General features: G+C 63.9%; 24 protein-coding genes, 1 pseudogene and 1 riboswitch. Of the genes and pseudogenes, 9 read left to right on the top strand and 16 right to left on the bottom strand.

Annotated elements, in window-relative coordinates; all coding sequences use genetic code 11:
- Positions 1 to 205: 205 nt before the first annotated feature.
- Together ABIA90_RS00710 and ABIA90_RS00705 are read right to left on the bottom strand one after the other, a co-directional pair.
- On the bottom strand, positions 206 to 898 hold the full coding sequence (locus ABIA90_RS00710) for a glutathione S-transferase family protein (protein ID WP_063984560.1): 693 nt from the start codon (positions 896 to 898) through the stop codon (positions 206 to 208).
- Between the two features lie 40 nt (positions 899 to 938).
- A complete protein-coding gene (locus ABIA90_RS00705) occupies positions 939 to 1,175 on the bottom strand; it encodes a DUF1127 domain-containing protein (RefSeq protein WP_354116921.1) in 237 nt (78 codons plus the stop codon).
- Positions 1,176 to 1,304: 129 nt separating this feature from the next.
- Between ABIA90_RS00705 and ABIA90_RS00700 the strand changes: the two genes are divergently transcribed.
- Positions 1,305 to 2,243, top strand: a complete 939-nt coding sequence (locus ABIA90_RS00700) for a transcriptional regulator GcvA (protein ID WP_354116920.1) — start codon at positions 1,305 to 1,307, stop codon at positions 2,241 to 2,243.
- Between the two features lie 72 nt (positions 2,244 to 2,315).
- Here ABIA90_RS00700 and ABIA90_RS00695 read toward each other — a convergent pair whose 3' ends face one another.
- The 3 genes from ABIA90_RS00695 to ABIA90_RS00685 all read right to left on the bottom strand — a co-directional run bounded on the left by ABIA90_RS00695 (position 2,316) and on the right by ABIA90_RS00685 (position 4,727).
- Complete coding sequence (locus ABIA90_RS00695) at positions 2,316 to 3,062, bottom strand: sulfite exporter TauE/SafE family protein (protein WP_354116919.1); 747 nt, start codon at positions 3,060 to 3,062, stop codon at positions 2,316 to 2,318.
- A 143-nt stretch (positions 3,063 to 3,205) separates the two neighbouring features.
- The gene (locus tag ABIA90_RS00690; RefSeq protein WP_354116918.1) at positions 3,206 to 3,802 is read right to left on the bottom strand and encodes a superoxide dismutase; all 597 of its coding nucleotides are present in this window, start codon (positions 3,800 to 3,802) and stop codon (positions 3,206 to 3,208) included.
- A 28-nt stretch (positions 3,803 to 3,830) separates the two neighbouring features.
- A complete protein-coding gene (locus ABIA90_RS00685) occupies positions 3,831 to 4,727 on the bottom strand; it encodes a DUF1259 domain-containing protein (protein WP_354116917.1) in 897 nt (298 codons plus the stop codon).
- A gap of 701 nt (positions 4,728 to 5,428) precedes the next feature.
- On the opposite strand from ABIA90_RS00685, the gene ABIA90_RS00680 reads away from it, so the two are divergent.
- Entirely contained in the window at positions 5,429 to 6,211 is a 783-nt protein-coding gene (locus tag ABIA90_RS00680; RefSeq protein WP_354117610.1) for a sulfite exporter TauE/SafE family protein, read from the top strand.
- Positions 6,212 to 6,216: 5 nt separating this feature from the next.
- Here ABIA90_RS00680 and ABIA90_RS00675 read toward each other — a convergent pair whose 3' ends face one another.
- The 5 genes from ABIA90_RS00675 to ABIA90_RS00655 form a co-directional block, all read right to left on the bottom strand.
- Positions 6,217 to 7,389 (bottom strand): MFS transporter, encoded by a 1,173-nt coding sequence (locus ABIA90_RS00675; protein WP_354116916.1) that lies wholly within the window; start codon positions 7,387 to 7,389, stop codon positions 6,217 to 6,219.
- A 28-nt stretch (positions 7,390 to 7,417) separates the two neighbouring features.
- Positions 7,418 to 8,638, bottom strand: a complete 1,221-nt coding sequence (locus ABIA90_RS00670) for an MFS transporter (protein ID WP_354117609.1) — start codon at positions 8,636 to 8,638, stop codon at positions 7,418 to 7,420.
- A complete protein-coding gene (locus ABIA90_RS00665; RefSeq protein WP_354116915.1) occupies positions 8,635 to 10,005 on the bottom strand; it encodes an NAD(P)-binding domain-containing protein in 1,371 nt (456 codons plus the stop codon). Before ABIA90_RS00665 ends, ABIA90_RS00670 begins: the two co-directional genes overlap by 4 nt.
- Positions 10,006 to 10,053: 48 nt before the next feature.
- Positions 10,054 to 10,371 carry an ArsR/SmtB family transcription factor gene (locus ABIA90_RS00660; RefSeq protein WP_063986549.1) on the bottom strand — a complete coding sequence of 106 codons (318 nt, stop codon included), beginning with the start codon at positions 10,369 to 10,371 and terminating at the stop codon, positions 10,054 to 10,056.
- A 90-nt stretch (positions 10,372 to 10,461) separates the two neighbouring features.
- Positions 10,462 to 10,662, bottom strand: coding sequence for a GDCCVxC domain-containing (seleno)protein (locus tag ABIA90_RS00655; protein WP_354116914.1), 201 nt, complete (start codon positions 10,660 to 10,662; stop codon positions 10,462 to 10,464).
- Positions 10,663 to 10,760: 98 nt separating this feature from the next.
- On the opposite strand from ABIA90_RS00655, the gene ABIA90_RS00650 reads away from it, so the two are divergent.
- From ABIA90_RS00650 to arsC, 4 genes and pseudogenes are all read left to right on the top strand, one after another.
- Positions 10,761 to 11,123, top strand: coding sequence for an ArsR/SmtB family transcription factor (locus tag ABIA90_RS00650; protein ID WP_063984569.1), 363 nt, complete (start codon positions 10,761 to 10,763; stop codon positions 11,121 to 11,123).
- Positions 11,116 to 11,253, top strand: a pseudogene (locus ABIA90_RS00645) (arsenate reductase/protein-tyrosine-phosphatase family protein); the annotation flags it as partial. The gene ABIA90_RS00650 and the pseudogene ABIA90_RS00645, both read left to right, overlap by 8 nt.
- Positions 11,254 to 11,273: 20 nt before the next feature.
- Positions 11,274 to 11,975 (top strand): aquaporin, encoded by a 702-nt coding sequence (locus ABIA90_RS00640; protein WP_354116913.1) that lies wholly within the window; start codon positions 11,274 to 11,276, stop codon positions 11,973 to 11,975.
- Positions 11,972 to 12,373 (top strand): arsenate reductase (glutaredoxin), encoded by a 402-nt coding sequence (gene arsC, locus ABIA90_RS00635; protein WP_354116912.1) that lies wholly within the window; start codon positions 11,972 to 11,974, stop codon positions 12,371 to 12,373. Before ABIA90_RS00640 ends, arsC begins: the two co-directional genes overlap by 4 nt.
- A 97-nt stretch (positions 12,374 to 12,470) precedes the next feature.
- Here the strand turns inward: arsC and ABIA90_RS00630 are convergent, their stop codons facing one another.
- From ABIA90_RS00630 to ABIA90_RS00615, 4 genes are all read right to left on the bottom strand, one after another.
- Positions 12,471 to 15,641: an efflux RND transporter permease subunit gene (locus ABIA90_RS00630; RefSeq protein WP_354116911.1), complete on the bottom strand. Its 3,171-nt coding sequence runs from the start codon at positions 15,639 to 15,641 to the stop codon at positions 12,471 to 12,473.
- Positions 15,638 to 17,071, bottom strand: a complete 1,434-nt coding sequence (locus ABIA90_RS00625) for an efflux RND transporter periplasmic adaptor subunit (RefSeq protein ID WP_354116910.1) — start codon at positions 17,069 to 17,071, stop codon at positions 15,638 to 15,640. Before ABIA90_RS00625 ends, ABIA90_RS00630 begins: the two co-directional genes overlap by 4 nt.
- An 84-nt stretch (positions 17,072 to 17,155) precedes the next feature.
- Positions 17,156 to 17,548 (bottom strand): FixH family protein, encoded by a 393-nt coding sequence (locus ABIA90_RS00620; protein WP_014496735.1) that lies wholly within the window; start codon positions 17,546 to 17,548, stop codon positions 17,156 to 17,158.
- Positions 17,549 to 17,650: 102 nt separating this feature from the next.
- A complete protein-coding gene (locus tag ABIA90_RS00615; protein ID WP_354117608.1) occupies positions 17,651 to 18,016 on the bottom strand; it encodes a hypothetical protein in 366 nt (121 codons plus the stop codon).
- Positions 18,017 to 18,248: 232 nt separating this feature from the next.
- Positions 18,249 to 18,456, top strand: a riboswitch (cobalamin riboswitch).
- Between the two features lie 125 nt (positions 18,457 to 18,581).
- On the opposite strand from ABIA90_RS00615, the gene ABIA90_RS00610 reads away from it, so the two are divergent.
- The 3 genes from ABIA90_RS00610 to ABIA90_RS00600 all read left to right on the top strand — a co-directional run bounded on the left by ABIA90_RS00610 (position 18,582) and on the right by ABIA90_RS00600 (position 22,791).
- Positions 18,582 to 21,005: a TonB-dependent receptor gene (locus tag ABIA90_RS00610; protein ID WP_502916613.1), complete on the top strand. Its 2,424-nt coding sequence runs from the start codon at positions 18,582 to 18,584 to the stop codon at positions 21,003 to 21,005.
- A 138-nt stretch (positions 21,006 to 21,143) separates the two neighbouring features.
- Positions 21,144 to 21,554 carry a GFA family protein gene (locus ABIA90_RS00605; RefSeq protein ID WP_354116908.1) on the top strand — a complete coding sequence of 137 codons (411 nt, stop codon included), beginning with the start codon at positions 21,144 to 21,146 and terminating at the stop codon, positions 21,552 to 21,554.
- 157 nt (positions 21,555 to 21,711) lie between these two features.
- Complete coding sequence (locus ABIA90_RS00600) at positions 21,712 to 22,791, top strand: Cj0069 family protein (protein ID WP_354116907.1); 1,080 nt, start codon at positions 21,712 to 21,714, stop codon at positions 22,789 to 22,791.
- A 138-nt stretch (positions 22,792 to 22,929) separates the two neighbouring features.
- Here the strand turns inward: ABIA90_RS00600 and ABIA90_RS00595 are convergent, their stop codons facing one another.
- Together ABIA90_RS00595 and ABIA90_RS00590 are read right to left on the bottom strand one after the other, a co-directional pair.
- Positions 22,930 to 24,777 carry a TRAP transporter large permease gene (locus ABIA90_RS00595; protein WP_354117607.1) on the bottom strand — a complete coding sequence of 616 codons (1,848 nt, stop codon included), beginning with the start codon at positions 24,775 to 24,777 and terminating at the stop codon, positions 22,930 to 22,932.
- A 41-nt stretch (positions 24,778 to 24,818) separates the two neighbouring features.
- Positions 24,819 to 25,844: a TRAP transporter substrate-binding protein gene (locus tag ABIA90_RS00590; protein ID WP_208072437.1), complete on the bottom strand. Its 1,026-nt coding sequence runs from the start codon at positions 25,842 to 25,844 to the stop codon at positions 24,819 to 24,821.
- Positions 25,845 to 25,965 lie beyond the last annotated feature (121 nt).

Raw genomic sequence — 25,965 nt, 5'->3', positions numbered from 1 at the left:
CACGTCGGGCAAAACACTGGCATGATGGCAACATCGAAAGTTCGTAACACCCGCGGCGGAGCAATCCGCCGCGTTTTTTTTCATGTCGTAGCACAGGTTGCCGTGATCTAAGGATCACCGTCGTCCCCCGCCGCTCGAAAACGCAATCCACTGCGTCGGGTACCTGGCGGAAAGTCCCTGCCCCCAGTGTCAGTCCAAGCCTAGCTCAATATCTCGGGCGGTGCGAGTGCGCCCACTCGCGGGCATGCGCAATGGGCGCGCGCGGCGGCAGGATCGCGCGCAGCTTCTGCGTCGTCGGCAGGCTCTCCATGCGCTCCCGCCATCGACAGAAGGCCGGATATTTCGGGTACATGGCCTTGCCTTCCTCCGTCAGGCTGAACGCAAAGGTGCTTGGCAAAAGGTAGAAATCCGCGATCGAGAGTTCTGGACCGAGGAGGTAGTCCCGACCATCGGCGAGCTCGCGCTCGATGGCTACGAGTGCGTTCTCGACCTTGGGCAGTGCGTGCGCCACCACCTTCTCGTCGGATGCAATCCCGAGCTCGGGAAACACCAGCCGCTCGTGGGTCACATGGTAGATCATGTAGGGATAGACGTAGGAATCGACGACACCGATCCATTGATTCATGCGAGCCCGCGCGTGCGGGTTCTGCGGCGTCAGCCGTGCTCCCGCGAACACCTCGTCGATGTAGCCGACGATGGCGCGCGTCTCGTAGACGGTGAAGTCGCCGTGCCGGAAGATCGGAACGCGGTTGAACGGATGGAGCGCGAGATGCTCGCTCCTGCCCATCACGGGCTCGAGGTCCTCGAAGCGGTAGGCCACGTCCTTGTGGGTGAGGACGAGCCGCACGATGTTGACGAACGTGCTGCGGGGAAAGCCGTAAACGATGGTCTCGGACATCTTTTCTCCTCCCGGTTCGCTTGCTGTCGATCGGGCTCGATCAGTGCCAGAACGGCTTGTTCGCTTGCTCCAAGGCCTCTTCCCGGGTGAGCCCGAGATCGGCAAGGAGATGGGGATTGTCGGCAATCGCGCGAAGATCGTCGCGCTGATTTATCCGCTCGATACGGGCAAGCCATCTGCCGATCAACGCCTGCCATGAATTTTGTTTATGATCCGCAGCCGTCGCGCTGCGTCGAACTCGCGCCGGAAAACCGCGAACGGCAATAGTTATTGACATTTATTGCCTCCAACTCCCATGATTTCGTGTCGTGGCCGCCTGCATAGGGCCGGCAGGGCAAAGTCCGCAAAGCATCGTTTCTCGGGCCAGCCCCAATTTTTCTCATGAAGTCCCTCAGGAAGGTTCGTCATGCGCCCGCGTTTGCCACCGCTGAACGCACTAAAGGCCTTCGAAGCCGCAGCCCGCCACGAGAGCTTCACGCGGGCCGCCGAAGAGCTGTGCGTCACGCAAGGTGCGGTGAGCCATCAGGTCAAGGCGTTGGAAACGCAGCTCGCCATCAAGCTGTTCAGCCGCGAGCGCCAGCGCCTGATCATCACGGAAGCGGGCCGCGACTATCTCGCGGTGATACGCGATGCGCTGGACCGAATTGCCGCGGGTACGGAGCGGCTGTTGCAGCGACAGAACGCAGGCGTGCTCACGGTCAGCACGTCCCCGGATTTCGCCGCCAAATGGCTGGTGCATCGCCTCGGCCATTTCGCGGAAGCGCATTCGGGAATCGATCTCCGCGTCTCGGCAACGATGCATCACGTCGATTTTGCGCGTGAGGAGGTCGATCTTGCGGTCCGCCATGGCGATGGAAACTGGCCGGGCCTCGATGCCACAAGGCTCTGCACGGAACGGCTCTTCGCCGTATGCAGTCCCAAGCTGCTGTCGGGACGCCGCCGCATCGGCGGGGTCGCGGATATCCTGAGATTTCCCCTGATCCACCTCGACAGCAGATCCGACTGGGCAGATTGGCTACGTGGCGTCGGCATTGACGACGCCGATGTCACGCATGGTCCGGTGCTCAATCGCGCCAGCATGGTCATCGATGCCGCAATCAACGGCCAGGGCATCGCCCTGGCCCGCACGACATTAGGCGCCTGGGACCTGATCAATGGACGGCTGGCGCTGCCCTTCCCGGAGTCGGTGCCATTGTCGAAGAGCTATTGGATCGTCTGCCCCAAGGCGACCGCGTCACTTCCGAAGATTGCGACATTTCGTGACTGGCTGCTCGCGGAGGCGTCGAGCGACCTGCGCCTGCTTAAATCCGTCACCGGGACACCAAAGGCAGCGAGGCGGCGATAGGCCTCTCTCCGGCGATTTTCTCGTCCGCGGAGAATAGTCCGAGGTGGTAAGCCGCCGGGGATTCGGCTGATATCAACGCAGTCCGAACGACAGCACCGATACGATCAGCGACAATCCCGCGAGCAGCAGAAGCGCCAGCACGGTCCTGCGGAAGGTCTCGTCGTTGATCTTGCCGAAAAGTTTGAAGCCGGACCAAAGGCCCGCGACCATGAAGGGAACGCCCAATGCGTATAGCATCAGCGTTTCCTTCGTAATGGTACCGGCTACGGCCTGAGAGCTCGAGATGACAACGAACGCCACGAACAGCACTGGCTGAAACACCGCGCGCTGCACGTCCTTGGGCCAGCCGCGCCATTGGCAGGAAATCGTCGAGATGACGCCGCCGAGCCCCGTCAGACCGCCAAGCAAGCCGTTGGAGACGCCAATGGCGATATCGGCTCCGACTCCGATCTTTACCGGAGCGAATACGGGCTTCGTCAGGCCGTAGATTGCGTAGAGCACCAGCAGGACCCCCACACCAAATCGGAGGTAGCTGGGGTTCAGATAGGCGAGAATGCTGACGCCGATCGGGATGCCGATGACAGTTCCGAGCGCGAGCGGCCAAGCCTTCCGAAGGTCGAGGAGACGTCGCAGCTTGAAGATGCCGTAGCCCTGCGTGAGCAAGCCGTAGCCTGCGATCAAGGTAGCGGTCTGCATCGGCGTGATGATGTGCAGCCATACGCCCGACACCACGAGGCCCATGGCGAATCCGGAAAAGCCGCTGACGAAGCCGCCAGCGAGCGCGGCAAATGCGAAGAGAGCGAAGACAGATCCTTCCATAGGTCGTCTCCCCAAGAACAATGCAGGCGAGCACTTGGATGCATATCCATCTGATGGGGAGGTCGCGGGTCCCCGCAATCGATCACTCGATTACCTCAGCGTCCGATCCCCCATCGCCTCGAAATGCGGGCCCGCGCCCTCTTTCAGGATTCCCCGGCGTATCGATCGTACAATTTGGCGGCGTTCTCCCAGCGAATGGCCTCCATGTAGACGTCGACATAGCGGGCGGCGGCAGCGCCGAAATCCATGTGATAGGCGTGCTCATACATGTCGAGCACCAGCACCGGCCGACCGCCGGCGAGCGTTGTCGTATGATCTGCGGCCCATTGGTTGATGAGCCGCCCGTCACGGGGTGAATAGGCAAGGATCACCCACCCCGAGCTGCCACCTTCGGCCTTGCCCATGGCCGCGAATTCCGTCCGCCAACGCTCGATGCTACCAAAGTCGCGTGCAATCGCATCGGCGAGAGCGCCGCTCGGCCGCTCAGCTCCACCAAGACCGTCGAAGTAGATCTCGTGCAGGATCATCGAGTTCGCTGCGATCAATTCCTCGCGCTTCAGGCCGTTGATGAGAAAGTTCGGCGCCTTGGCGAAATCGAGCTCTGCGAGCTGCGCGCCAATCGCGTTGAGCCGCTTCACGGCCCCGCCGTAGTTGTTCTCGTAGTGGCTGATAAGAACCTTTTCGGAGATACCGTTGATCGACTTCGGATCGAACGGCATCGGCTTGGCTTCGTAACGCATCGGGCGTCTCCTTCCCTCGATCTTTGGCTCAACTCTTCGTGCTGGCAGTCTTGTCCAAGGCCGCGCGCAGTCCTTCGGCGAGCTTGACGGCGTCGTCGTTCGCCCAGAAGTGCATGAAGAAAAGTCGCGGCTGCTCATCCAGCATGTGGCTATGCAGCGCGGTCACCTCGATGCCGTGCGTGCGCAGCGCCAGAATGACAGGGTTGACCTCGTTGCCCGTCAGTACGAAGTCGCCCGTGATGGCCGCCTTCCCACCCCCGGTCGGCTGGAAGTTGATACCGATCGCAACGCCCATTGGAGCGACGGGGGTCAATGGCATGCCGTCTTGCGTGATCGGATCACGTCGCTTCACATTGAATTGGTAGACGCCTCCGTTGGCCTGTCCCTTGCTGCCGATAATCTGGTCGAGCTTCGCGGTGTCGAGGTCCACGGCCGGCGGCGGGCTCGCCGGCGCTGCGACGGTCAATGGAGTCTTGCTTTCGGCAAGTGCATCGTGGATCGCAGCGGCGAGCTTGACCGGGTCTCCGTGCCCGGCAACATGCATGTAGAACGTCGCCGGACTCGCGCGCAGCAGATGATTGTGGATGGCGGTGATCTCAAGGCCGTTCGCGATCATCTTCGCCATCACGGGATTGATCTCGGTTTCGAGCAGCACGAGGTCGCCCATGACCATGGCGGCGCCGTGCCCAGGCTTGAACGCGACCCAGCCGCCGAGCGCCAGCGCCGGCTTGATCGTCACCCCGTCCAACGTCACGGAGAGATCGCTGCGGGGAAAGCCGTAGCGATGGACGTCGTCCGAGACGGCGGGCTTGCGGCCCAACGTCTCGTCGACCTTCTGCCAGTCGACGTTCTGCGCTTGAGCCGACGAGATCGAGCCAAGGAGGCAGGCGCCGAGACCGATGAACGCGAAGAGTGTGTTTCTCATTGATGTGCTCCTAGGTCTTGAAGCAGCTGCGGCTAATCACGCCCCGAGATCGATCGCATCGGCCCATCAAGCGGGAGGCCCAATCCTGGACGTCGCGCGACGCCAGGTATCAGGCGGGGGTCGGCTGAGACGTCCCCGTCAATGCGTGCATCGATAAGCGCCGGCGCATTCGCCGTGCCGATCAGTCCAGATAATCTGCCGGAAGAAATGGGGATGTATGATGCTGACATGCTGCGCCCTTGGTGATTAAGGACGCGATACTTGGGCATGTCGCCTCACGGGGAGATCGCACATCCCCGTAGCGGCGAATTAAAACCCGGATGGCCGAACTGTCAACCTGCTTAAGTCGGGGAATGCAGAAGTCATCGGAGGCACGTCACGAGGATAGCGCCGACGGTTTGGAACCTTTGGCACGTCGAGCAAAAGACCCGCATACAGGCAGCATCTAAAGTTCGTAACACCCGCGCGGAGCAATCCGTCGCGGTTTTCTTCATGTCGGAGAAAAGCGAGCCATGATCGAAGGATCGTCATCGTCTCCCGCCGCTCGAAGCCGAGTGGACGTAAGTTTGCAACGCCCGAGGTTCTAGACTAGCCTGTTCCTCAGCCCCACGCCCTGCCGTAAGCAGGTGTGAAGCTCCCCGCCACGACGGACTACGGGCAGGTCTAGTTTTGCGCACCAGCGCATTTTTTCCGTCGTGACCATGCGAAACAATTCCGCCGCGTTCGGCTCGGGCGCAATCATCGGTACCTTGGGCGGCCTCATCGGCCTCGGGGGCGCCGAGTTTCGTCTGCCGCTGCTCATCAGCTTGTTCAGGTTTCGCGGTCTTGAAGCCGTGGTCCTCAACAAGGCGACGAGCCTGATCGTGGTGGCCAGCGCACTGCCATTTCGTGCCCGCGCCGTTCCCTTTGCCGAAATATATGCGCATTGGCCGGTCATCCTGAACCTGCTGGCTGGCAGCCTTGTTGGCGCCTATGCCGGAGCATCCTGGGCGACGCGCCTCAAGTCCGAAACGCTCTACAAGGTCATAGCCGTCTTGTTGCTGCTGATCGCAGGTGTGCTTCTGTTCGCACACGGCACTGCGGCAGCACCCGCCCCGGCACTGACTGGCATGTACCTGATTATCGCGGGCGTAGCGGCAGGCTTCGTGATTGGCATCGTGGCGTCGTTGCTCGGCGTTGCCGGTGGAGAGTTCCTGATCCCCACCCTGATCCTGCTGTTCGGCGCGGACGTCAAGCTGGCAGGCAGCCTCTCACTTGCGGTGAGCCTTCCGACGATGCTCGTGGGATTCGCGCGCTATAGTCGCGATCAGAATTTTCCAGTGCTCCGCGCCAACTGGCAGTTCATGCTTGCAATGGCGATCGGATCGATCGTCGGCACATTCATCGGCGGCTTGCTCCTCGGTATTGTCCCGAATTCGATTCTTCTGCCGGGATTGGCTGTGATCCTGGTCATCTCAGCCGTGGAGATATGGCGGCACGAGTAGAGCGCTCAGACGTGATGTGTTCGACTAATCCGCGCCCAGAGCAGCGCGAACGGACCGAGCGCAATTCCCGCCGCAAGAACGATGAACGCCAGCAGCCAGCCGGTCGCGCTCTGCGGACCGCCGGCGGCGTCGAGCGCGGCGCCGGTTCCCCAGGCTCCGACCGCCGACAGACCGAAGCCGACCGTCGAATGCAAGGCCAGGGTCGCGCCGCGATGTTCGGAAGTCGCCGCGGCAGACATGCCGGCAGTCAACGCACCTGAATCGGCGGGCACGGTCAGGCCATAGGCAAGCAGTAGCAGTGCGAGCACCCATGCCGGCGCCGTCGCGTTGAGCCCGATGACCAGCGCGACGCAGGCCGATGCGATCATGACGATCGTGATCGCCCGATGGCGGCCGAATTTCAGCGCGGCCTCGTTGCCGAGGATGCTTGCGGGCATCGAGATCACCGCGAAGCAGAAGCTCAGCACGACGGGGCTCAACCAAGACGGCGCGCCCTGGTGCGCAACGACGAAGGTCCAGAACCCGACCAGCCAGGTGCGGATACCGTAAAGCTCGAAGCAGTGCGCGCCGTAGCCGAGGATGTAACCGAGCGCCTCGCTGTTGGCGAAGACGGGCGCGAAGTTGAGCAGGCGCCCCGCCTTCGGCGCGGGCCGCTGCTCCCGCATCAGAAGGCACGCGATGACCATGGCGATGGGGCCGAAGCCGGTGACGAGGAAAGCGATCCGCCATCCCCAGCGGTCGGCGATCAGTTGCGCGACCAGGAACGAGAGGCCGACGCCGACCGAGAAGCTCGACGTGTACAGCGTAACGGCGCGCGAGGTGTCACCGGCGGGAAGCCGGTCCGTCAGCGCCTTCAGGCCCGGCATATAGGCGCCGGCAAAACCAAGTCCTGCAAGGGACCAGATCGCGGTCGCCGACCAGAACCCTTGCGCGAAGATTCCGAACGCTGCGGTCGCGAGCCCGCTGACGATCGAGCCCCAGAGCAGGACAATCCGCGCGTCGATCCGGTCGGTCAACGTCGTCAGCACGGGCACCGCGAGCATGTAGCCGAATGCATAACCGCTTGCCATCAGCCCGCCTTCGGCCGCCGACAGTCCCCACTCAGGCATCAGGTGCTGCGCCAGATTTGCGGACAACGTCACATGCGGCAGCAGGTTGCCGACCTGCCCTATGCACATCACCGCAATCAGAGACCGGCCGCCGAGCTTACGAATTTTGTTCTCCCACCTGAAGCGGCGCTGAGTTTGCCCGCTCCGTACGAAGCAGCAAGAGCGCGAAGAAGGCCGAGACCGAGACGAGCGCACTGATCCACAGCGCACTGCTGCCGATGTGCTCCACCATCAGCCCCAGTGCGAGCGGCGCGGCGGCACCCGTCAGTCTAGAAGGCAGCGAGATCATGCCGACCCGCCTGCCGAATCCGGCCGGCCCAAACAGCGCCAATGGGAGCGTACCACGGGCAATGGTGATGATGCCGTTGCCCGCTCCGTACAGCACCGTGAAGGTCGACGCGAGCAAGGGTCCGCCCATCACCAGCGCAACGACGCCGATCGGATTCATCAGCATGGCCAGCCTCGCCGACAGCAGCGGGTGAAACCGGGCGAGCCATCCTGCTTCCAACAGGCGCGCGCCGACTTGCGCAGGCCCGACCAGCGCGCCCGCGAGCAAGGCCTGAGCCGGTGTGGCGCCGAACGCAACCAGCATGGTCGGCAGAATGGCCGAGATGCCCGAACTGACGAAGCTTGCTGCCGCGAACATGTAAGCCAGCAGCACCATCGCGAAGGTCTCGCTCTGGCGTCCGGATTGCTGGATTGCACCCGGCCCCGGTTGAGCCTGCTGGTCCAATGGGACGGCGCGCGGCAGCGAGAGATTGAGCGGCAACGCAACAGCGATATGGATCGCCGCCCATACCTGGCAGGCGACGCGCCAGCCGTACTCCGACGCGAGCCAGGTCGTGAGGGGCCAACCGAGCGTGCTGGCGAAACCGGCGATCAGGGTGATGCCAGTGATGGTTCGTCGTGCATTGGTACCGTAGATGCGCGCAAGCGTCGCAAAGGCCGCCTCATAGAGGCCCATCCCCATGCCGATCCCGAGCAACGCCCAGGCCGCAATCAGCACCGCCACGCCATGGGCCACGGACAGCAGGAGCAGGCCTGCCACAAACACGAGGTTCGAAATGACAAGCAGGCTGCGCCCGCCAAACCTATCGATGGCATGCCCCACGCGCGGGCCGAGCAGACCAGAGATGACGAGCGCTCCCGACAGCGCGCCGAACACGTAAGTCGGCGCGAGACCGAGATCGCGCGCAATCGGCGCAGCCAGGATGGCCGGGAGATAATAGCTCGACGCCCATGCAACCGTTTGCGCCGTGCCGAGCGCGGCGACGACGCCGAGCGGGCCTCGGGCTTGGCCCGCGAGAACTTGCTTCATGAACAACCGCACCCCGCAGCGCCGGCCTTCTTGGCCGTTTCGTCGGCAGCACAGCAGGCGGACAAATCCTCCTTCGCCGGCCCGCCGCAACATCCCGATGCGGTCCCGGCAGCCTCGACACCACCACGCGTGCAGACGCCAGTCTCCGGCAGCACAAGCTCCACCCTCGCCGCCGCCTCCTTGTCGCCAGCGAGATCGGCCGCAATCGAGCGAACCTGCTCATAACCCGTCATCATCAGGAAGGTCGGAGCGCGGCCGTACGACTTCATGCCAGCCATGTAGAAGCCCGCTTCATCATGCGCGAGCTCGCGCGCGCCGTGGGGACGCACCGTCCCGCAGCTATGCTCGTTGGGATCGATCAGCGGTGCGAGAGCGACCGGTGCCTCGATGGCGGGATCGAGCCGCAAACGCAGTTCGGACAGGAACGAGAAGTCAGGACGGAAACCTGTCGATACGATCAGTTCGTCCACGACCACGCTTCGCCCACCGCAACAGGACCCTGCCGCGATCTTGAGGCGACCTTCGGAGTCCGAGAGGTGCGTGACGCCGAATTCGGTTTCGACCTTGATCTTCCCGGAGGCAACAAGTGCGGCGAAGGCACTGCCAAGTTCGCCGCGCGCCGCGAGTTTATCGTTACGGCCGCCGCCAAAAGCCTTCGCGGGATCGGCGCCACGCAGGAGCCAGACAGGTTGCGTGCCCGGTACCTCGTCGGCGAGATGTACGAGATCGATGAGAGTACCAACCGCGGAGTGGCCCGCGCCCAAGACAGCAACGGTCTTGCCTGCATATCTAGAACGAGCGACACCCCGGACATCCGGCATGCCATAGGCGACACGGTCGCCGTATTCGGGCTCGCCGATCGCCGGCAAGCCATTGCGGCCGGCCGGATTGGGGGAGAACCAAGTGCCTGAGGTATCGATCACGGCATCTGCACGCAGAACCTCGGGCCCCTTGCCGTTCTGATAGCGGATTTCAAAAGGCGCCTGCTCGCGCCCCCTGGTCTTTGCCTTGTCGAAGCCGACGCGGCTGATGGCCGAGACGCGGCTGGAGGTCCGGATCACATCGCGTAGCGACGTTCGCGTCGCGAGCGGCGTCAGGTATCGGTCAAGCAGTTCGCCGCCGGTCGGATAGGATTGCGGGTCCGGCGAATTCCATCCCGTCGGTGCAAGCAGGCGCGCGGCGGCCTTGTCGACATTGTACTCCCACGGCGAGAACAGCTGGACCTGCTGCCACTGGCGGACGGCGTGTCCGGCTTCGGGTCCGGCCTCGAGCACAATGGGAGACATGCCGCGCTCGAGCACGTGCGCGGCCGCAGCCAGGCCGACCGGTCCTGCCCCGATAATGGCAACTGTCTTTCCGTCGCTCATTTCGCTACTCTCGTCTTTCTAGAATTATCGAATAACTCGGCAAAAAAATCAGGCCGCCGTTTTGGTATCTTTGCATTCGGTTTCGTCGGCACAGCACTCCGACACCAGGAAATCCACCAGGCCCCGCATCCCGTCGTAGTTCGCGTGGCAGACCAGGGTCGTGGATTCGCGGACCTGACTTATCAGCCCGACCGCAACCAGAGACTTGATGTGGTGAGACAGCGTCGATGCCGGGATCTTCAGTTTGTCCTGCAAGCGACCGACGGGCATGCCCGGCTGTCCAGCGCGGACCAGGGCCCGATAGATCTGAAGCCGTGTCCGGTTACCCAGAGCTTCCAAGCGTGCTGCTGCGTCGTCGATCTTCATGTCGATAAGATGCGCCGATCCACCCTCGCCGTCAACCATATTTCTAGAATATTGGAAATATAGGGGCGACCGCCCGCCGGCGGGGCGGCCTCAGCAGCACTTTCCGTTCTGCTGGATCGGCGGACAAGGGACCGATCCGTACGAACAGAAGACGCAGCAATCGCCGCTCGTCGGCTTGAGCCGGGTCCCGCATCCCTTGCAATCGTAGAAGAACTGACAGGCCTCAACCGGCATGGTTTCGGCTGACGCGTGATGACAGACCGGACACGTAATGACCGATTGGGTTTGCATCGCCGGCTTTCCTCGATCGCGAGACACAACGCATTCTAAACGCGGCGAGTTCGGAAATTCAATTGACGCTTTATCATCATTTCTATAAATCTGGATATATGGAAACTGAAGAAGCAGTCCTCGCGCTCGCCGCCCTGTCACAATCGACCCGTCTGGAGGCCTTCCGGACGCTGGTCCGACACGAGCCCGATGGCCTTGCGGCCGGCGACCTCGCACGTCTGCTGGAAGTCCCGCCGAATACGCTTTCGGCTCATCTCTCGATCCTGACGCGTGCCCGCCTCGTCACCTCCGAGCGACACAGCCGTTCGATCGTCTATCGCGCCAACCTTGCGGAGTTCAGGGACGTTGCGGTTTTCCTGCTTCGGGATTGCTGCGGCGGCCGGCCGGAGGTTTGCGAACCGGTCGTCGAGAGCCTTCAAGCCTGCTGCTCGCCAAAGCGAAAGGAGCGAAGCCGTGCCTGACCAGATGTACAATGTTCTGTTCCTGTGCACCGGCAATTCGGCGCGCTCGATCCTCGCCGAGTCGATCCTTCGCAAAGACGGAGCCGGCCGTTTTCAGTCCGAGATCGGACGCTCCCAGGGCGCAACACATTCAACGCCGAAGGCCGGCTGATGGACAATTTCGATCTTCCACGGCGCCTCGCAGCCGAAGCGCTCGGCACGGGCATTCTCGTCGCCACCGTCGTCGGCTCCGGCATCATGGCCGAGACGCTGACCAGGGACGTGGCGCTTGCGCTTCTGTGCAATACCCTGCCGACCGGAGCCATTCTGGTTGTCCTGATCACCGTGCTCGGTCCGATCTCCGGCGCGCATTTCAATCCCGCGGTGACCCTCGTCTTCGCCGGCAAGCGCGAGCTTCCGGTCAACGAAGCCGTGCTCTACGTGGTCGCGCAGATCGCCGGCGGCATCGCGGGAACGATGGCCGCGCATCTGATGTTCGGACTTCCCCTGCTCGATTTCTCGACGAAGGTTCGAACGGGAGGGCCGCAATGGTTCGCCGAAGCGGTCGCCGCCTTCGGTCTGGTCGCGACGATCCTGGCCGGCATCCGATTTCAGCGGACGGCGGTTCCCTGGTTGGTGGGCCTTTACATCACGGCAGCCTATTGGTTCACGGCCTCCACGTCGTTTGCAAATCCGGCGGTGGCCATCGCGCGGTCGCTGACAAACACGTTCTCGGGCATTCGTCCGACCGACCTGCCCGGATTCATCCTTGCGGAGCTCTGCGGAGCATTCGCCGGCATGCTGTTGATGAACTGGCTGCTCGGGCACTCCGGGGCCCGCGGCCCCGTACAAATTGCGGAGACTACCCGATGAGCGTGACGATCTACCACAACCCCGATTGCGGCACCTCGCGCAACACGCTGGCGATGATCCGGCAGAGCGGCGCGGAGCCCACTGTCATCGAATATCTCAAGACCCCGCCATCGCGCGAGACGCTCAAGCAGCTGATTGCAGCGATGGGCATTCCGGTTCGCGCATTGCTGCGCGAGAAGGGCACGCCGTACAAGGAGCTCGGCCTCGCCGACCCCAAATGGACCGACGACCAGTTGATCGACCAGATGCTCGCGCATCCCATTCTCATCAACCGCCCGATCGTCGTGACCTCGAAGGGCACGCGCTTGTGCCGCCCTTCCGAAGCCGTCGTCGACCTCCTCGACAATCCGGTCGGCCGGTTCGTAAAGGAGGACGGCGAGGTGGTCGAAGCGCGCTAGGCAACTCACCGCCCCTAACGCTCCTCGGTCGGAATCCGCCGCGGGCTTTTTCACGCCGGAGCGGCGGTCGCCATGAAGACGACCTCCGCTGCCGAGCCTATTCGGCGGCTTGCGACGCGCGCACGGTCCATTCATCGGCAGGAGCCGATCGCTCGCCCGATGGAAGCCCCCGCCCCTTTACCAAGCCGAAAATTGCGGGGATCACGACCAGCGTCAGCAGTGTCGATGACGTCATGCCGCCGATCATCGGCACCGCAATGCGCTGCATGATCTCCGATCCGGCCCCGGTGCTCCACATGATCGGCAGAAGACCGGCCATGATGGCAACCACCGTCATCATCTTGGGCCGCACGCGCTCGACCGCGCCCACCATGATGGCGTCGTGGAGATCCCGGCGCGTCAGTGGCCTCCCCTCGGCGCTGCACCTGGCCCTCACCTCGGCCAGCGCATGATCGAGGTAGATCAGCATGACGACACCCGTCTCGGCGGCGACGCCTGCGAGCGCGATGAAACCGACCGCGACGGCAACGGACAGGTTGAAGCCGAGCCACCACATCATCCAGATGCCGCCGACCAGCGCGAACGGCAGTGACAGCATCACGATCAGCGTCTCGGTCATCGCCCGGAAGTTCAGGTAGAGCAGCAGGAAGATGATCGTAAGCGTCACGGGCACCACGATCTTCAGACGGGCCGCGGCGCGCTGCAGATATTCGTACTGGCCGCTCCACACGACGTAGGTGCCGGCGGGAAACCGGATGCTCTCCGTCACGGCGCGTTGCGCATCGGCGACGTAGCTTCCGATGTCGCGATCACGGATGTCGACATAGATGTAGGTCGCGAGCTGGCCGTTCTCCGTCCGGATCGACGTCGGCCCGCGCGCGGGTTCGACCTTCGCCACCTCGCCGAGGGGCACGGCGCCACCCGACGGTATCGGCACCAGGATGTCGCTGGCAATGGCCTTGGGGTTGTCGCGAAGGTCGCGCGGATAGCGCATGTTCACCGTGAACCGTTGCCGGCCCTCCACGGTCGTCGTGACCGTCTGACCGCCGAGCGCGGCCGCGATGGTGTCCTGGACGTCCTGGATCAGGATGCCGTAACGGGCGAGCGCCTCACGGTCGGGAACGATCTCGAGATAATAGCCGCCGATGCCGCGCTCGGCGTAAGCCGACGACGTGCCGGGTACGGTCTTGATGACGCGTTCGATCTGCTTCGCGAGCCGGTCGATCTCGGCGAGGTCATTGCCCATGACCTTGACGCCGACCGGCGTGCGGATTCCGGTCGAGAGCATGTCGATACGTGCCTTGATCGGCATGGTCCAGGCATTGGAGACACCCGGAAACTGCAACGCCTTGTCCATCTCGGCGATAAGACTGTCGACGGTCACGCCGGAACGCCACTGCTCCTTCGGCTTCAGGTTGACGATCGTCTCAAACATCTCGGTCGGAGCGGGATCGGTCGCAGTAGCGGCTCGTCCCGCCTTGCCGTAGACCGAAGCGACCTCCGGAAACGACTTGATGATGCGGTCCTGCATCTGCATCAGTTCGGCCGCCTTGGTGACCGAGATGCCGGGCAGCGTCGTTGGCATGTAGAGCAGCGTTCCCTCGTTCAACGCCGGCATGAACTCGGTGCCGAGCTGGCGCGCCGGCCAGATCGTCACCGCAAGCACGACGAGCGAAGCCAGGATAACCAGCGTCTTGGCGCGCAGAACCCCCTTGATCACGGGACGGTAGGCCCAGATCAGGAAGCGGTTGATGACGTTCCTGCTCTCCGGGACGATCCTGCCGCGGACGAAGATCACCATCAGCGCCGGCACCAGGGTGACGGACAGCAAGGCCGCGGCGGCCATGGAGAAGGTTTTCGTGAACGCCAGCGGACTGAACAATCGGCCCTCCTGCGATTCCAGCGTGAAGATCGGCATGAACGACACGGTGATGATCAACAGGCTGAAGAAGAGCGCGGGGCCGACCTCGGATGCTGCGTCGATCAGAACCTGCACGCGCGACTGATCGGGCCTCGCCCGTTCGAGGTGCTTGTGTGCGTTCTCGATCATGACGATGGCGGCGTCCACCATGGCGCCGATCGCAATCGCGATGCCGCCGAGGCTCATGATGTTCGATCCCAGCCCGAGCAGCTTCATGGCGCCAAACGCCATCAACACGCCGACCGGCAACATCAGGATCGCGACGAGTGCGCTGCGGACATGCAGAAGGAACACGATGCAGACGAGCCCGACGACGATGCTCTCCTCGAACAGGGTATGCTTGAGGGTATCGATGGCCGCGTAGATCAGGTTCGACCGGTCGTAGACCGGCACGATCTCGACCGATTTCGGCAGGCTGCTCGCGATCTCCCTGAAGCGCTTCTTGACGTTTTCGATGACGTCGAGGGCGTTGACGCCGAACCGCTGCAGCACGATGCCGCTTGCGACCTCGCCCTCGCCGTTCAATTCGGCGATGCCGCGCCGCTCGTCGGGCCCGAGCTCGACGTTGGCGACGTCCCGCAGGAGCACCGGGGTGCCGTTGCTCGTCTTCAGCACGATGTTGCCGAGATCGTTGATGCTCTTGATGTAGCCCTTGCCGCGGATGACGTATTCGAACTCGGAGAGCTCGACGGTGCGGCCGCCGACGTCGGCGTTGCTGGCGCGGATCGCCTCACGTATTTTTTGCATGCTGATGCCGCGGTCGCGCATCCGCTGCGGGTCGAGGACCACGTTGTACTGCTTGACGAAGCCGCCGACGCTGGCGACCTCGGCGACGCCTTCGGCCTTGGCCAGCGCGAACTTCAGATTCCAGTCCTGGATCGTACGCGTGTCCGCCAGGTTCAATTCCTTCGATACGACGGCGTATTGGTAGACCCAGCCGACGCCGGTCGCGTCGGGCCCGATGGTCGGGGTGACGCCGGCGGGAAGCCTGGACGCCGCGCCGTTCAGGAATTCCATGACGCGCGACCGGGCCCAATAGATGTCGGTGCCGTCCTCGAAGATCACGTAGACGAAGGAGACGCCGAAGAACGAGAAGCCGCGGACGACCTTCGATTTCGGTACGGTGAGCATCGCCGTCGTCAGCGGATAGGTGACCTGATCCTCGATCACCTGCGGCGCCTGGCCGGGATACTCGGTGTAGACGATGACCTGCGTATCCGAGAGGTCCGGGATCGCATCCAGCGGAAGGTGAACCAGGGCATAGAGGCCGGCGGCGGCCGCGAAGCCGGTCCCGAACAGCACGAGCAGCAGATTGCGCGCCGACCAGGCGATGATGCGGGCGATCATTTGTGATCTCCCGTTGCATTGCCAGGGCCGGCGTCGGTGGCCTGGGACGCCGCCTCGCCAAACCCCTTCAGCGCCGCCTTCAGGTTGCTTTCCGCATCGATCAGGAAGTTGGCGGAGGTCACCACCGCCTCGCCGTCCGCGAGACCCTGGCGCACCTCGACATAGCCGCCGCCGCGACGGCCGAGCTTGACTTCCCGCGGCTCGAAACGCCCTTCCCCCTTGTCGACGAGCACGGCCTGCCGGCTGCCGGTGTCGAGCACCGCGCTGTCCTGTATCGCCAGGACCGGCGCGGCATCGGCCGTGTCGATGTCGGCATCGACGTACATGTCGGGCAGCAGCACCGCGTCCGGGTTGGCAAGCTCGATCCTGACGCGAACGGTTCGCGTGTCGCGGTTCACCTGCGGATAGACGACAGCGATTGTCCCGGTGAAGGTTCGGCCGGGGAAACTGCGCGCGCGCACCGCGACTGACTGGCCCACCGCGATGTTGCCGAGATCGCGCTCGGCCACGTCGACCAGCGCCCAGACCATCGAGGTGTCCGCGATCCGGAACAGAACGTCGCCGGGATTGGCCCGCATACCTTCGATCGCGTTGCGTTCGAGCACGACCCCGTCGCGCGGTGCAGACCAGCGTATGGCGACGGGCGCGGTGTGCGTCTTGTCCATCTCCGCAATGACGGACTCGGGAACGTCGAGATTGACCAGCCGCTGTCGCGAGCCGCGGCCGTACATCTCGACACCGCCGACCGTCTTGGAGGTGATCGTCGCGAGATATTCCGCCGCCGCGGACACCACCGCCGAACTGTAGATTTCCATCAGCGGCTGGCCGGCCTTCACGCGCGTGCCGGTCGTCACATCGGCGACCTTCTGCACGAAGCTTTCGGCGCGCATCGCGATCACCGACACGCGGCGTTCATCGAGCTGGATCGTGCCGGGCGCCTTCACCGAGACCCGGATCGAGCGCCGCGCGACGGGCTCGGACTTCACGCCCGCGCGCTGGATCTTGCCGGGCGACAGCTTCACCGTGCCGTCGTCGGTGTCGTCGCCTTCGTAAACGGCGACATAGTCCATCCCCATCGGATCCTTCTTCGGAACGGTCGACGTATCGGGCAGCCCCATGGGATTGCGGTAGTAGAGGATCTTTCGCGGCGAAGCCGCTTGCGCCTTCGGCAGCGCCGGCGCGACGGCCGCTCCATCGTTGTCGTAGACCGGCAGATAGTCCCGCCCGCGGTCGTCCTTCTTCGGACCCGCAGACCAGAGCGACGCGCCGCTTGGATCGCGGTAGTAGAGCGGAGTTCGCTCCGCGGCGGCCGCAGCCGATGATATGTCGGCCTCAGCGAGCCAGCCCGCACCGTTCGAATGCCAGTAGTAGCCGGCCAGGACCAGGCCGCCGCCCAGCGCAAGTGCCGTCAGGAGACGCAGCGTTTTCATGTCGTGTATCCGCGCACCCGGGAGCGCGCGTCCGTGTGAAGGAAAAGGGGGAATGTCGGGCGCTGCCGGGCAGCGCCCGAACGCTCACTTGACCGCCGTGACGATCACCTTGCCGGTGACGGTCTCCGGTTCGCCCTGCACCTTCACGGACAGCGTCATCTGGTAGCGGCCGGCCATCGGCAGGTCCGTCTTGAAGGCGTACACACCCGGCTCCCTGGACGGCAGCGGCGCGACCGCCGACTCCATCTCGGCCATCCCGTCCGGAGCCATGTCGAGGCGGGTCTTGAAGATGACCGCGTCCGGTATCGGCTTGCCGGTCTGCTTGTTCGTCAAGCGAACGGCGAGCGTGACGTCTTCGCCCTTCTTCATCTGCGGAGTGACGGGCTCGAAGGCGTAGTCGCCCGCGCCCGCCATCGCGGCGGAAGCGGCAAGCGAAAGGGTGGCGGCGAGAGCCGCGGTGCTGATCTTGGAAAGCATTGTCCTGTCCTCATGAATTGATCTTTCGCCGTGGCGCGCGAAGCGCGCACGTCAGTCGTCGTCGCGAGCAGGCCTGCCGCTCGCGTCTCGGGCTTTGCGAGATCAGATTCGAGGAGGTCGGAAAGGAGGACTGGCGCCGCGGAAGGAAACGACCTGATCCGGGGGGATAGCCATCGTGCTGGCCATGACGGCGAGACGTTCGAACGCCACGGGCCTGACATCACCGAGCGCGATGATCCCACCGACGCAGCAGAAGCCCATCCCGCACTTGTAGCCGCCGCTATGGGAGCCCGTGCCCTTCATGTCGGGACAACAATCGTCCATCGACATGTCGGCGTCGCCGCTCATGTGCATGGCCGTCTGCATGCCATCCGACGACATTGCGAGGTTCGCCGCGGACGCGCCAACCGGCAGCATCGCCAGGGATATGGCGATGGCGACTGCCAGGATGGTACGGACGAACTGCATCAATATCGACTTGCCTTGTCGGGCCGGAACTCGGCCTCAGTAGCATATTCGGACACCAAAGGCAGTCATTGATCGTGGTCAAGCGTTCGTTACCCAGGCTCGCACGGAGGCCGGGTTGGACGTTTCGACGCAGCCCCCTCGGACTATCGTGCAAAACAGCAACACAAGGCCACCATCGACCGACCGGCCCGTCCAGCAGCCCGCGCGGATGTTGACGCGCTCATCCCCTGATGCCAGTTTCGTGATCGGTAGTGTCCGCAAGGACTCTTCAAGGGAATGCGGTGCGTCCACCTCAGTGGGCAATTCCGCGGCTGCCCCCGCAACTGTAGGCGGATAGCCGACGACCAAACGAACCACTGGAGCCCCGCTTGGGCCTCTGGGAAGGTGGTCGAAGGCGATGACCCGCGAGCCAGGAAACCTGCTGCCAGCCATGGTCACGCGCGAACGCATTGGGCGGGGTGCCCTGATGTCGGACAAGTAGCCGGTGCATCCGCCGCCTGGGGCGAAGGTGGATGACTAAGGCAACCGCGGTGACGGTTTGTTTGCGTCGCCGCAGAGCGTTGTTGTGCAAAATCTTCATTTCCGTGCTGGCGCAAGGCCAGCGTTATCGCGTGCTTTCCTGATTACTCTGCTCTCGTCGGTATCCTTGTCGTCCGCGGCGCTCGCGCAAAGCGCGGCGCAGGACAACCGCTCCCGGGAGGTCGGCCCGGTGATCGTGTCGCCGCCTGCGCCGCGACAGGCTCCTGCCGTCAGCCCCGGCACTCAGAAGCAGCGCGCGGCCCGGCGCGCCGCGGGACGCAATCGTGGCGCCCCTGCTGTCGCCGTTCCGGCCACGCAAGCTCCGAGCGGCCCGGTGCAGACGCCGCTCAACACGGCAGCCGTCACCGACGTCGTCTCCCGGCTCGGCATCACGGCGCGCGAGATGCCGGCGACCGTCGAGGTCATCAGTCAGCGGACGATGCAGGACCTGGGCATCCGGACCACGACCGACGTCGCCAAGGCTGCAGTCGGCGTCACCGGCGGCGATGCGCCAGGCGCGCCCGCCATCTTCTCGATGCGTGGCTTTTCCGGCGACCAGATCTCCACGCTCTACAACGGCATCCCGATCGGGCCGTCGACCATGACCGGCCGTCCCATGGACGTGGCTGGCCTCCAGCAGGTCGAGATCATCAAGGGACCGGACTCGCTGGTGGCGGGCCTCGGTGCGACCGGCGGCGCCATCAACTACGTGAACAAGGCGCCGCACACCGGACCAATCGTCAACGACGCCTTCACCTCCTACGATTCCTTCAACGGCTATCGCGCCGGTTACGGATCGGGCGGCAGCACGCTGATCAACGGCCTCGACTACCGCTTCGACATCAGCCATTTCAACAACAAGGGCTTTATCGACGACACCTATTCCAAGCTCAGCAACGTCTCGGGCCAGCTGAACTATCGCGTCAACGAGAACCTGAGGATCTGGGGCGCGACCGAATACAGGCAGGACAACGACCGCTTCTACTGGGGAACGCCGCTGGTGCCGGCGAACGCGCCGGGCATCGTGCCGACGTACGGCGTCGTCTCCGGCCTCTGGAGCAACTATTACCTCGGCGGCGGCACGCCGGTCCCGGTCACCATCGACGCGCGCACGCTGACCACGAACTACAACGTGCTCGACAATCACAGCGGCGCCAACGAGCTCTGGCTGCGCAGCGGCTTTCAATGGGACATCACCAACAACATCTCGCTGAAAAGCCAGGTCTATGGCTATGACGCCCACCGGCACTGGTTCAACAACGAGATCTCCTCGTTCGACCAGACCGTAGGCAATTTCGCAGGCGCGCAGAGCATCTACCGCGAGCGCCTGGCGCTCGATCACGCGCAGCGGCTCTACGGCAACATCACCGACCTCACCGTCAATTCCAACGTCGCCGGAATGGACAATCGCTTCGTCGCCACCGTGGCGGCGAGCAGCAACCAGTTCAACGTCTCGCAGGACACGCTGTTCTTCAATGACTACGTCAATCTCCTCAATCCGGACCGCGGCCTCTACGGCCCGCGCAGCGACGAGAAGATCTACACCCATCTCGACACCGCCTCGCTGTCGTTCGAGGACCGGCTCAAGCTGACCTCGACCTTCGCGCTGATCGGCGGCATCCGTTTTGAGAATATCGAGCTGTCGCGGACCCGCTTCGACGAGAATGGCCTCCTGAAAGCCAACTATCCTTTCTCGAAGACGTTCAATCCGGTCACCGGACGCATCGGCTACACCTGGGACATCGCGCCCGGCGTGATGCTTTACAGCCAGTATGCGACGGCAGCCGACCCGACGGTGGCGAACATCTTCATCCTCAGGCCCACGACGCCGCTGCTGCTCACGACGTCGCGGACCTACGAGACCGGCGTGAAGCTGCTGTCGGCCGACAAGCGCGCGGAGGCCACGTTCTCGGCCTTCGACATCGAGCGCAAGAACGTCTACGTCCCCGAAAGCGGCATCCTCTTCAACGTCGCCGGCAAGATGGCCTCCAAGGGCGTCGAGATTGCCGCCGCGGTCAATCCGGTCGCGGGCCTGAAACTATGGGGCAACGTCGCCTTCGTGCAGTCGCGCTTCATCGACTTCACCTATGTCGACGGCAATGGCGACTTCCAGTCCTATTCGGGCAAGACGCCGCCGAACGTTCCGAACTTCATCGCCAATGCGGGGGCGTCCTACCGCTTTGACACGAAACTGCCGGTGGAGATCGGCGGCCTCGTCCGTCACGTCGGCGACCGCTTCAACTTCCAGGACAATCTGGTCACGATGGACGCCTACACGATCTTCGACGCGTTCGCGTTCGTCGATATTCCAAAAGCCTATTTCCCGGGCGTCGACCAGACCCGGATCAGCTTTCGCGTGAGGAACCTGACCAACAAGCTCTACGCAGCCTGGGGCGATCCGGGTTACACCGACCAGATCATCCTCGGCGCGCCGCGCAGCTACGAGATCGCGGCTTCGTTCAAGTGGTAGTCGCGGATCCCCTCGCACGCGCCGTGGCGGGAGTTGTCACGCGACAGTAGGACGCAATCGCAAATCGATTGCGCCGTTGAAGCCGCAGGTCTCGAGAGCTATCGATCAACGAGACCTGTCTTCCATCGGGAGGAACGCATGAGCACCATCACCGGCGGTTGTCACTGCGGCGCGATCCGCTATCAGGTCGAGGGCGAAGCGATCGTGCACGCGCTGTGTCACTGCCGCGATTGCAGGCTTCACGCCGGCGCTCCCGTCGTCGGCTGGACGATGTACGCGGACGATGCCGTCAAGGTGACCAAGGGCGAGCCCAAGGTGTATCACTCCTCGGAACATGCCCGGCGGCACTTTTGCGGCGACTGCGGAACCGGCCTGTTTTATGTCAATGCCGACATGTTGCCCGGGGTCATCGACGTCCAGAGCGCGACCTACGACGATCCCGATGCCGTACCGGCGACGATGCACATCCAGGTCGCAGAGCGCCTTCGATGGATGGAGCGGGCGCACGAACTGCCGACATTCGACCGCTATCCGCCGCCACCGGAGTAGCGAGCGCGAGGGGTTCGCCGTCTGGACGGAACCGCACAATCGCCATCTTGCAACGACCGGACGATTTCACGTACATTCATCGGTGTGGGGACGAAGCAGACTCCCCGTGAGACCTCGGTCCAAGCTCTGCGCAGCACGCCATTCGTGGAGCTTGCGCATGGATACCGAACGCCACCCTCCTCTCCGCCATACCGTTGCCATCCTCTCCCGCGGCGACGCTGCCGCGCGCCGGGACACGACGGCACAAAACAGCCGCTTCGTCCGCGTTTTCGAAGCACTCGCCGCGGTCGGCATCGAAGCCCGGCCGGTGATCTACGACGAGATCTTCGCCGACGCCGTCCGCGATCAACTGCTCGCCGTCGATGGCGTGCTCGTCTGGGTCGATCCGATCCATCAGGGCAAGACGCGCGAGGCCCTCGACCCGCTGCTGCGCGACGTTGCGGCGCAAGAGCCATGGGTGAGCGCCCATCCCGACGTGATCCTGAAGATGGGCGTCAAGGACGTGCTCTACCGAACGCGTCATCTCGGCTGGGGAGCCGACACGCATCGCTATGACACCGCCGCAAGCTTCCGCGCCGAATTTCCCGCGCGCCTTCAGGCGAACGGTCCGCGCGTGCTCAAGCAAAATCGCGGCAATGGCGGCCAGGGGGTGTGGAAGGTGGAGGCCTTGCCCAACGCAGACGCCATGGTTCGCGTACTGCATGCCCAACGCGGCAGTCTACCCGAGGACGTACCGCTCGATGCCCTCCTCGCCCGCTGCGAACCGTATTTCGGATGGGGCGGCTGCATCATCGACCAGGCGTTCCAACCCCGTCTGCCCGACGGCATGATCCGCTGTTACATGAGCGGCGCCAAGGTCGCGGGCTTCGGGCATCAATTGATCAAGGCCCTGATCCCGCCGCCGCCGGAAGGCCCCGACGCACCCGAGGCGCAGCCGGGCCCACGGATCATGCACGGACCCGATGCTTCGCAATTCCAGGCGCTCCGAAGAGCGATGGAGGACGAATGGACGCCGCAACTGATGGACACGCTCGGCATCGACGAGCCGTCGCTGCCGGTGATCTGGGACGCCGACTTCCTGTACGGGCCCCGCGACGCCGCCGGCACCGACACCTACGTCCTGTGCGAAATCAACGCGAGCTCCTGCTTCGCGATTCCCGACGAGGCGCCGGCGGCAATCGCCCGAACAGTGAAGCACCGCTTGCTCCGGACTCAAGCAGTGCGTTCGGGCGCATAGCGCGGAACAGTAGGCCGGCAGCCGTGCTGTGACGTCGTCCGATATTTCCGTGCACAACGGGCGGCGTTGTCGAGGCCCGTGGTGGCGCGATCAACGCGCCCGCACCGGGCAGCGCTGACGGGCCCGCGCCACCTCACGTCACAGGAAGCCGGTCGATATCCACGGTATCGCGGCAACCACGAGCGTGCCGATCAGCAAGGCCACGATATAGCCGATGATCGGCTTGATGCCTTCGTCGGGACTGATGCGGCTGATGGCACAGGCCGCATAGTAACCGACGCCGAACGGCGGGGCGAACAGACCGATGCCCATGGCGAGAACGACGACCATCGCGTAATGCACCTCGTGCACCCCGACCTGACGCGCGATCGGAAACAGCAGCGGCCCGAACAGAACGATGGCCGGGATGCCCTCGAGCACGCTGCCCAGAATGACAAACGCCACGATGGTAACGCCGAGGAAGACCGGTGTTCCGCCCGGCAGCGCGGTCATGAATTTGGCGAGCGATGCCGAGAAACCCGACTGGGTCAGGGCCCACGCCATCCCGGTCGCGGCACCGATGATCAGCAGAATCGCGCCGGACAGCGACGCGGTCTCCACCAGCATCGGATAAAGGCGGCGCCAGGAGAACTGGCGATAGATCAGAAGTCCGGTGAGAACCGAGTAGACGATGCCGATGGTCGACACCTCGGTAGCCGTCGCAACGCCCTCGACCACCGCGGCCCGGATGACGAAGGGCAGAGCCATCGCCGGAATCGCGATGACGAAGGCGCGGCCGATCTCGCGCCCGCTCGCGCGCTTCACATGCGACAGGTCTTCGCCGCGGTATCGCCACCAGACCACGGAGCAGAGCCCGATCGCCAGCACAATGCCGGGCAGCAGACCGCCGGTGAACAGCGCCGCGATCGACACGCCCGTCACCGAGCCGATCGTGATCAGCACGAGCGAGGGCGGGATGGTCTCGGTCTGGGCGCCGGTTGCAGCAAGCAGCGCGACGAGATCGCCGGGTTTGGCGCCCCGCTTGGTCATCTCGGGAAACAGCACGGGCGCTACCGCTGCCATATCGGCCGCCTTGGAACCCGAGATTCCCGACACCAGGTACATCGCGCCGACCAGCACATAGTGCAAACCGCCACGCACATGTCCAAGCAGGCTGGCGAGAAATCCCACCATGGCACGCGCCATGCCGGTCATTTCGATCAGCAGGCCGAGGAACACGAACAGAGGCACCGCCAGCAGGATCAGATGGCTCATGCCTTCGTCCATGCGCCCGATGATGACCACATCGGGCGTGCCCGTCGTCAGCGCCAGATAGCCGACGGTTGCAAGGCCAAAGGCAAACGCGATCGGCACCGCCGCAAGGACCATGGCGCCGACGATGACCACGAAGAAGATGAGCAGGTTAAGATTGCCGAGAGGCTTGAGCAGCGGCCCCGCCAGTACAAGCGCGGCGATGATCCCGGCGACGAGCGCTACGGCGGCCAGCAGGCTCCGCAAGCCGGCGATGCGAGCCAGCCGCAGAACTGCGGCGACCAGCATCAATCCGATGCCGACGGGTAACGCCGCAGCGCGCCAGCTGTTGACGATTTCGAGCGCCGGCGTCGTGACGAACACCTCGTCGGCCGCGAACTCGTAAGCCGGGTGGATCACCAGCAGGAGAAACGCCAACGACGCCGCGGCGGCAACGACATCCAGGAACGCGCGGGCGTCGGGCCGAAGCATGCCGATGATAGCCGTCATCCGCATGTGCTCGCCACGCTGGAAGGCAATTACCGATCCCAGCATAGCGAGCCACAGGAACAGAATGCCGGCGAGCTCGTCGGCCCAGATGATCGGAGCGTGAAAAACATATCTTCCGACGATGCCGGCCGACAACACGACGATCTCGGCCAGCACCAGCAGTGCCACCGGGATCGCAACCACATGACCAAGCACCTTGTTGGCGCTGGCGGCCCACAGGTGCACACCTGACTGAGGTGCCGCCATTGCGGCACCCTGATCGATATTCGGCATATGGTTGATCGCGGTCATGACAGCTTGCCCGCCGCTTTCTCGAGCTGCGCCCAGGCCTCTTCACCGAACTTGGCCTTCCAGTCGGCATAGAAGCTCGTCTTCGCCAGCGCCTGCCTGAACGCGCCGCGGTCGACCTCGATGAACTGCATGCCCTTGGCGGTCAGATCCGAGCGCAGTGTGTCGCTCAACTTCGCGATGTCGGCGCGCTCGTCCTTGGCCGAGCGGTCGAACTCGCGTGTCACGATCTGCTGCACGTCCTTTGGCAGTTTTTCGAAAGCCCGCTTGTTGCCGAGGATCCAGTAATTGTCCCACACATGCCCGGTCAGGGAGCAGGTCTTCTGCACCTCGTAGAGCCGGGCCGTCGCGATGATCGGCAACGGGTTCTCCTGGCCGTCGACCACCTTGGTCTGCAGCGCCGAATAGACCTCGTTGAAATTGATCGGCGCGGGTCCAGCGCCGAGTGCCTGGAACAGCGACGTCAGATTGGGCGCCGCCGGCACGCGCAGCTTGAAATTCTTGAGGTCCTCCGGCGTCCTGATCTCGCGGCCCGAGGACGTCACGTGGCGGAAGCCGTTGTCCCAGGCGCTCGACACCGTCATGATCGGCGTTTTGGCGATCTGCGCGCGAATGTAGGTGCCAAGCTCACCGTCCATCGCCTTCCAGACGGCATCATAGCTCGTGAACAGAAAGCCGAGGTTGACGATACCCGCCGCCGGAACCAGCGTCGCGAGGATCAGCGAGGAAAGATTGAAGAACTCGACGCCGCCGTTGCGCACCTGCGTCAGCAGGTCGGTATCGGAGCCGAGCTGGTTGGCCGGAAAGAGATTGATTTCGAGCCGCCCGCTCGTCGCCTCGCGAATGCGGTCGGTCGCCTCTTTCGCGCGAACGTTGACGGGATGGGTCGGATCCTGGCCGGTCGCGAGCTTGTAGGTGAATTCCGCGGCCGAAGCGGGACGCGTGAGAATGCCGCATAGCGGCACGGCTGCGCCGGCCATGAGCAGCTTGCGACGGCTGAGGGTGATTGGCTTCCGCGGGGGCATCGTCTCCTCCTGTTGAGCATGGATTGATCTGTAGCGACGGCTCTCGCCGCCAGCTGTTGCTGCAGGCCGGCTCTCGATGCGCCGGCATTGGACAGCAGCTCTCGTTCTCCGCAGCAGCGCT

It is taken from the genome of Bradyrhizobium sp. LA6.8 (genome assembly GCF_040547935.1).
Classification (GTDB): domain Bacteria; phylum Pseudomonadota; class Alphaproteobacteria; order Rhizobiales; family Xanthobacteraceae; genus Bradyrhizobium; species Bradyrhizobium barranii.
The sequence above is the reverse complement of the archived record's forward strand: the minus strand, read 5'-3'. Positions and strand labels throughout refer to the sequence as shown.

Excerpts from the sequence above, each read along its gene's own strand:
- ABIA90_RS00675 (WP_354116916.1), bottom strand. The coding sequence starts at position 7,389 with ATGTGCATAGGGCAGGTCGGCAACCTGCTGCCGCATGTGACGTTGTCC.
- ABIA90_RS00640 (WP_354116913.1), top strand. The coding sequence starts at position 11,274 with ATGGACAATTTCGATCTTCCACGGCGCCTCGCAGCCGAAGCGCTCGGC.
- ABIA90_RS00620 (WP_014496735.1), bottom strand. The coding sequence starts at position 17,548 with ATGCTTTCCAAGATCAGCACCGCGGCTCTCGCCGCCACCCTTTCGCTT.
- ABIA90_RS00665 (WP_354116915.1), bottom strand. The coding sequence starts at position 10,005 with ATGAGCGACGGAAAGACAGTTGCCATTATCGGGGCAGGACCGGTCGGC.
- ABIA90_RS00705 (WP_354116921.1), bottom strand. The coding sequence starts at position 1,175 with ATGTCAATAACTATTGCCGTTCGCGGTTTTCCGGCGCGAGTTCGACGC.
- ABIA90_RS00605 (WP_354116908.1), top strand. The coding sequence starts at position 21,144 with ATGAGCACCATCACCGGCGGTTGTCACTGCGGCGCGATCCGCTATCAG.
- ABIA90_RS00690 (WP_354116918.1), bottom strand. The coding sequence starts at position 3,802 with ATGCGTTACGAAGCCAAGCCGATGCCGTTCGATCCGAAGTCGATCAAC.
- ABIA90_RS00670 (WP_354117609.1), bottom strand. The coding sequence starts at position 8,638 with ATGAAGCAAGTTCTCGCGGGCCAAGCCCGAGGCCCGCTCGGCGTCGTC.
- ABIA90_RS00625 (WP_354116910.1), bottom strand. The coding sequence starts at position 17,071 with ATGAAAACGCTGCGTCTCCTGACGGCACTTGCGCTGGGCGGCGGCCTG.
- ABIA90_RS00695 (WP_354116919.1), bottom strand. The coding sequence starts at position 3,062 with ATGGAAGGATCTGTCTTCGCTCTCTTCGCATTTGCCGCGCTCGCTGGC.
- ABIA90_RS00700 (WP_354116920.1), top strand. The coding sequence starts at position 1,305 with ATGCGCCCGCGTTTGCCACCGCTGAACGCACTAAAGGCCTTCGAAGCC.
- ABIA90_RS00630 (WP_354116911.1), bottom strand. The coding sequence starts at position 15,641 with ATGATCGCCCGCATCATCGCCTGGTCGGCGCGCAATCTGCTGCTCGTG.
- ABIA90_RS00685 (WP_354116917.1), bottom strand. The coding sequence starts at position 4,727 with ATGAGAAACACACTCTTCGCGTTCATCGGTCTCGGCGCCTGCCTCCTT.
- ABIA90_RS00680 (WP_354117610.1), top strand. The coding sequence starts at position 5,429 with ATGCGAAACAATTCCGCCGCGTTCGGCTCGGGCGCAATCATCGGTACC.
- arsC (WP_354116912.1), top strand. The coding sequence starts at position 11,972 with ATGAGCGTGACGATCTACCACAACCCCGATTGCGGCACCTCGCGCAAC.
- ABIA90_RS00590 (WP_208072437.1), bottom strand. The coding sequence starts at position 25,844 with ATGCCCCCGCGGAAGCCAATCACCCTCAGCCGTCGCAAGCTGCTCATG.
- ABIA90_RS00710 (WP_063984560.1), bottom strand. The coding sequence starts at position 898 with ATGTCCGAGACCATCGTTTACGGCTTTCCCCGCAGCACGTTCGTCAAC.
- ABIA90_RS00600 (WP_354116907.1), top strand. The coding sequence starts at position 21,712 with ATGGATACCGAACGCCACCCTCCTCTCCGCCATACCGTTGCCATCCTC.
- ABIA90_RS00595 (WP_354117607.1), bottom strand. The coding sequence starts at position 24,777 with ATGGCGGCACCTCAGTCAGGTGTGCACCTGTGGGCCGCCAGCGCCAAC.
- ABIA90_RS00615 (WP_354117608.1), bottom strand. The coding sequence starts at position 18,016 with ATGCAGTTCGTCCGTACCATCCTGGCAGTCGCCATCGCCATATCCCTG.
- ABIA90_RS00660 (WP_063986549.1), bottom strand. The coding sequence starts at position 10,371 with ATGAAGATCGACGACGCAGCAGCACGCTTGGAAGCTCTGGGTAACCGG.
- ABIA90_RS00655 (WP_354116914.1), bottom strand. The coding sequence starts at position 10,662 with ATGCAAACCCAATCGGTCATTACGTGTCCGGTCTGTCATCACGCGTCA.
- ABIA90_RS00650 (WP_063984569.1), top strand. The coding sequence starts at position 10,761 with ATGGAAACTGAAGAAGCAGTCCTCGCGCTCGCCGCCCTGTCACAATCG.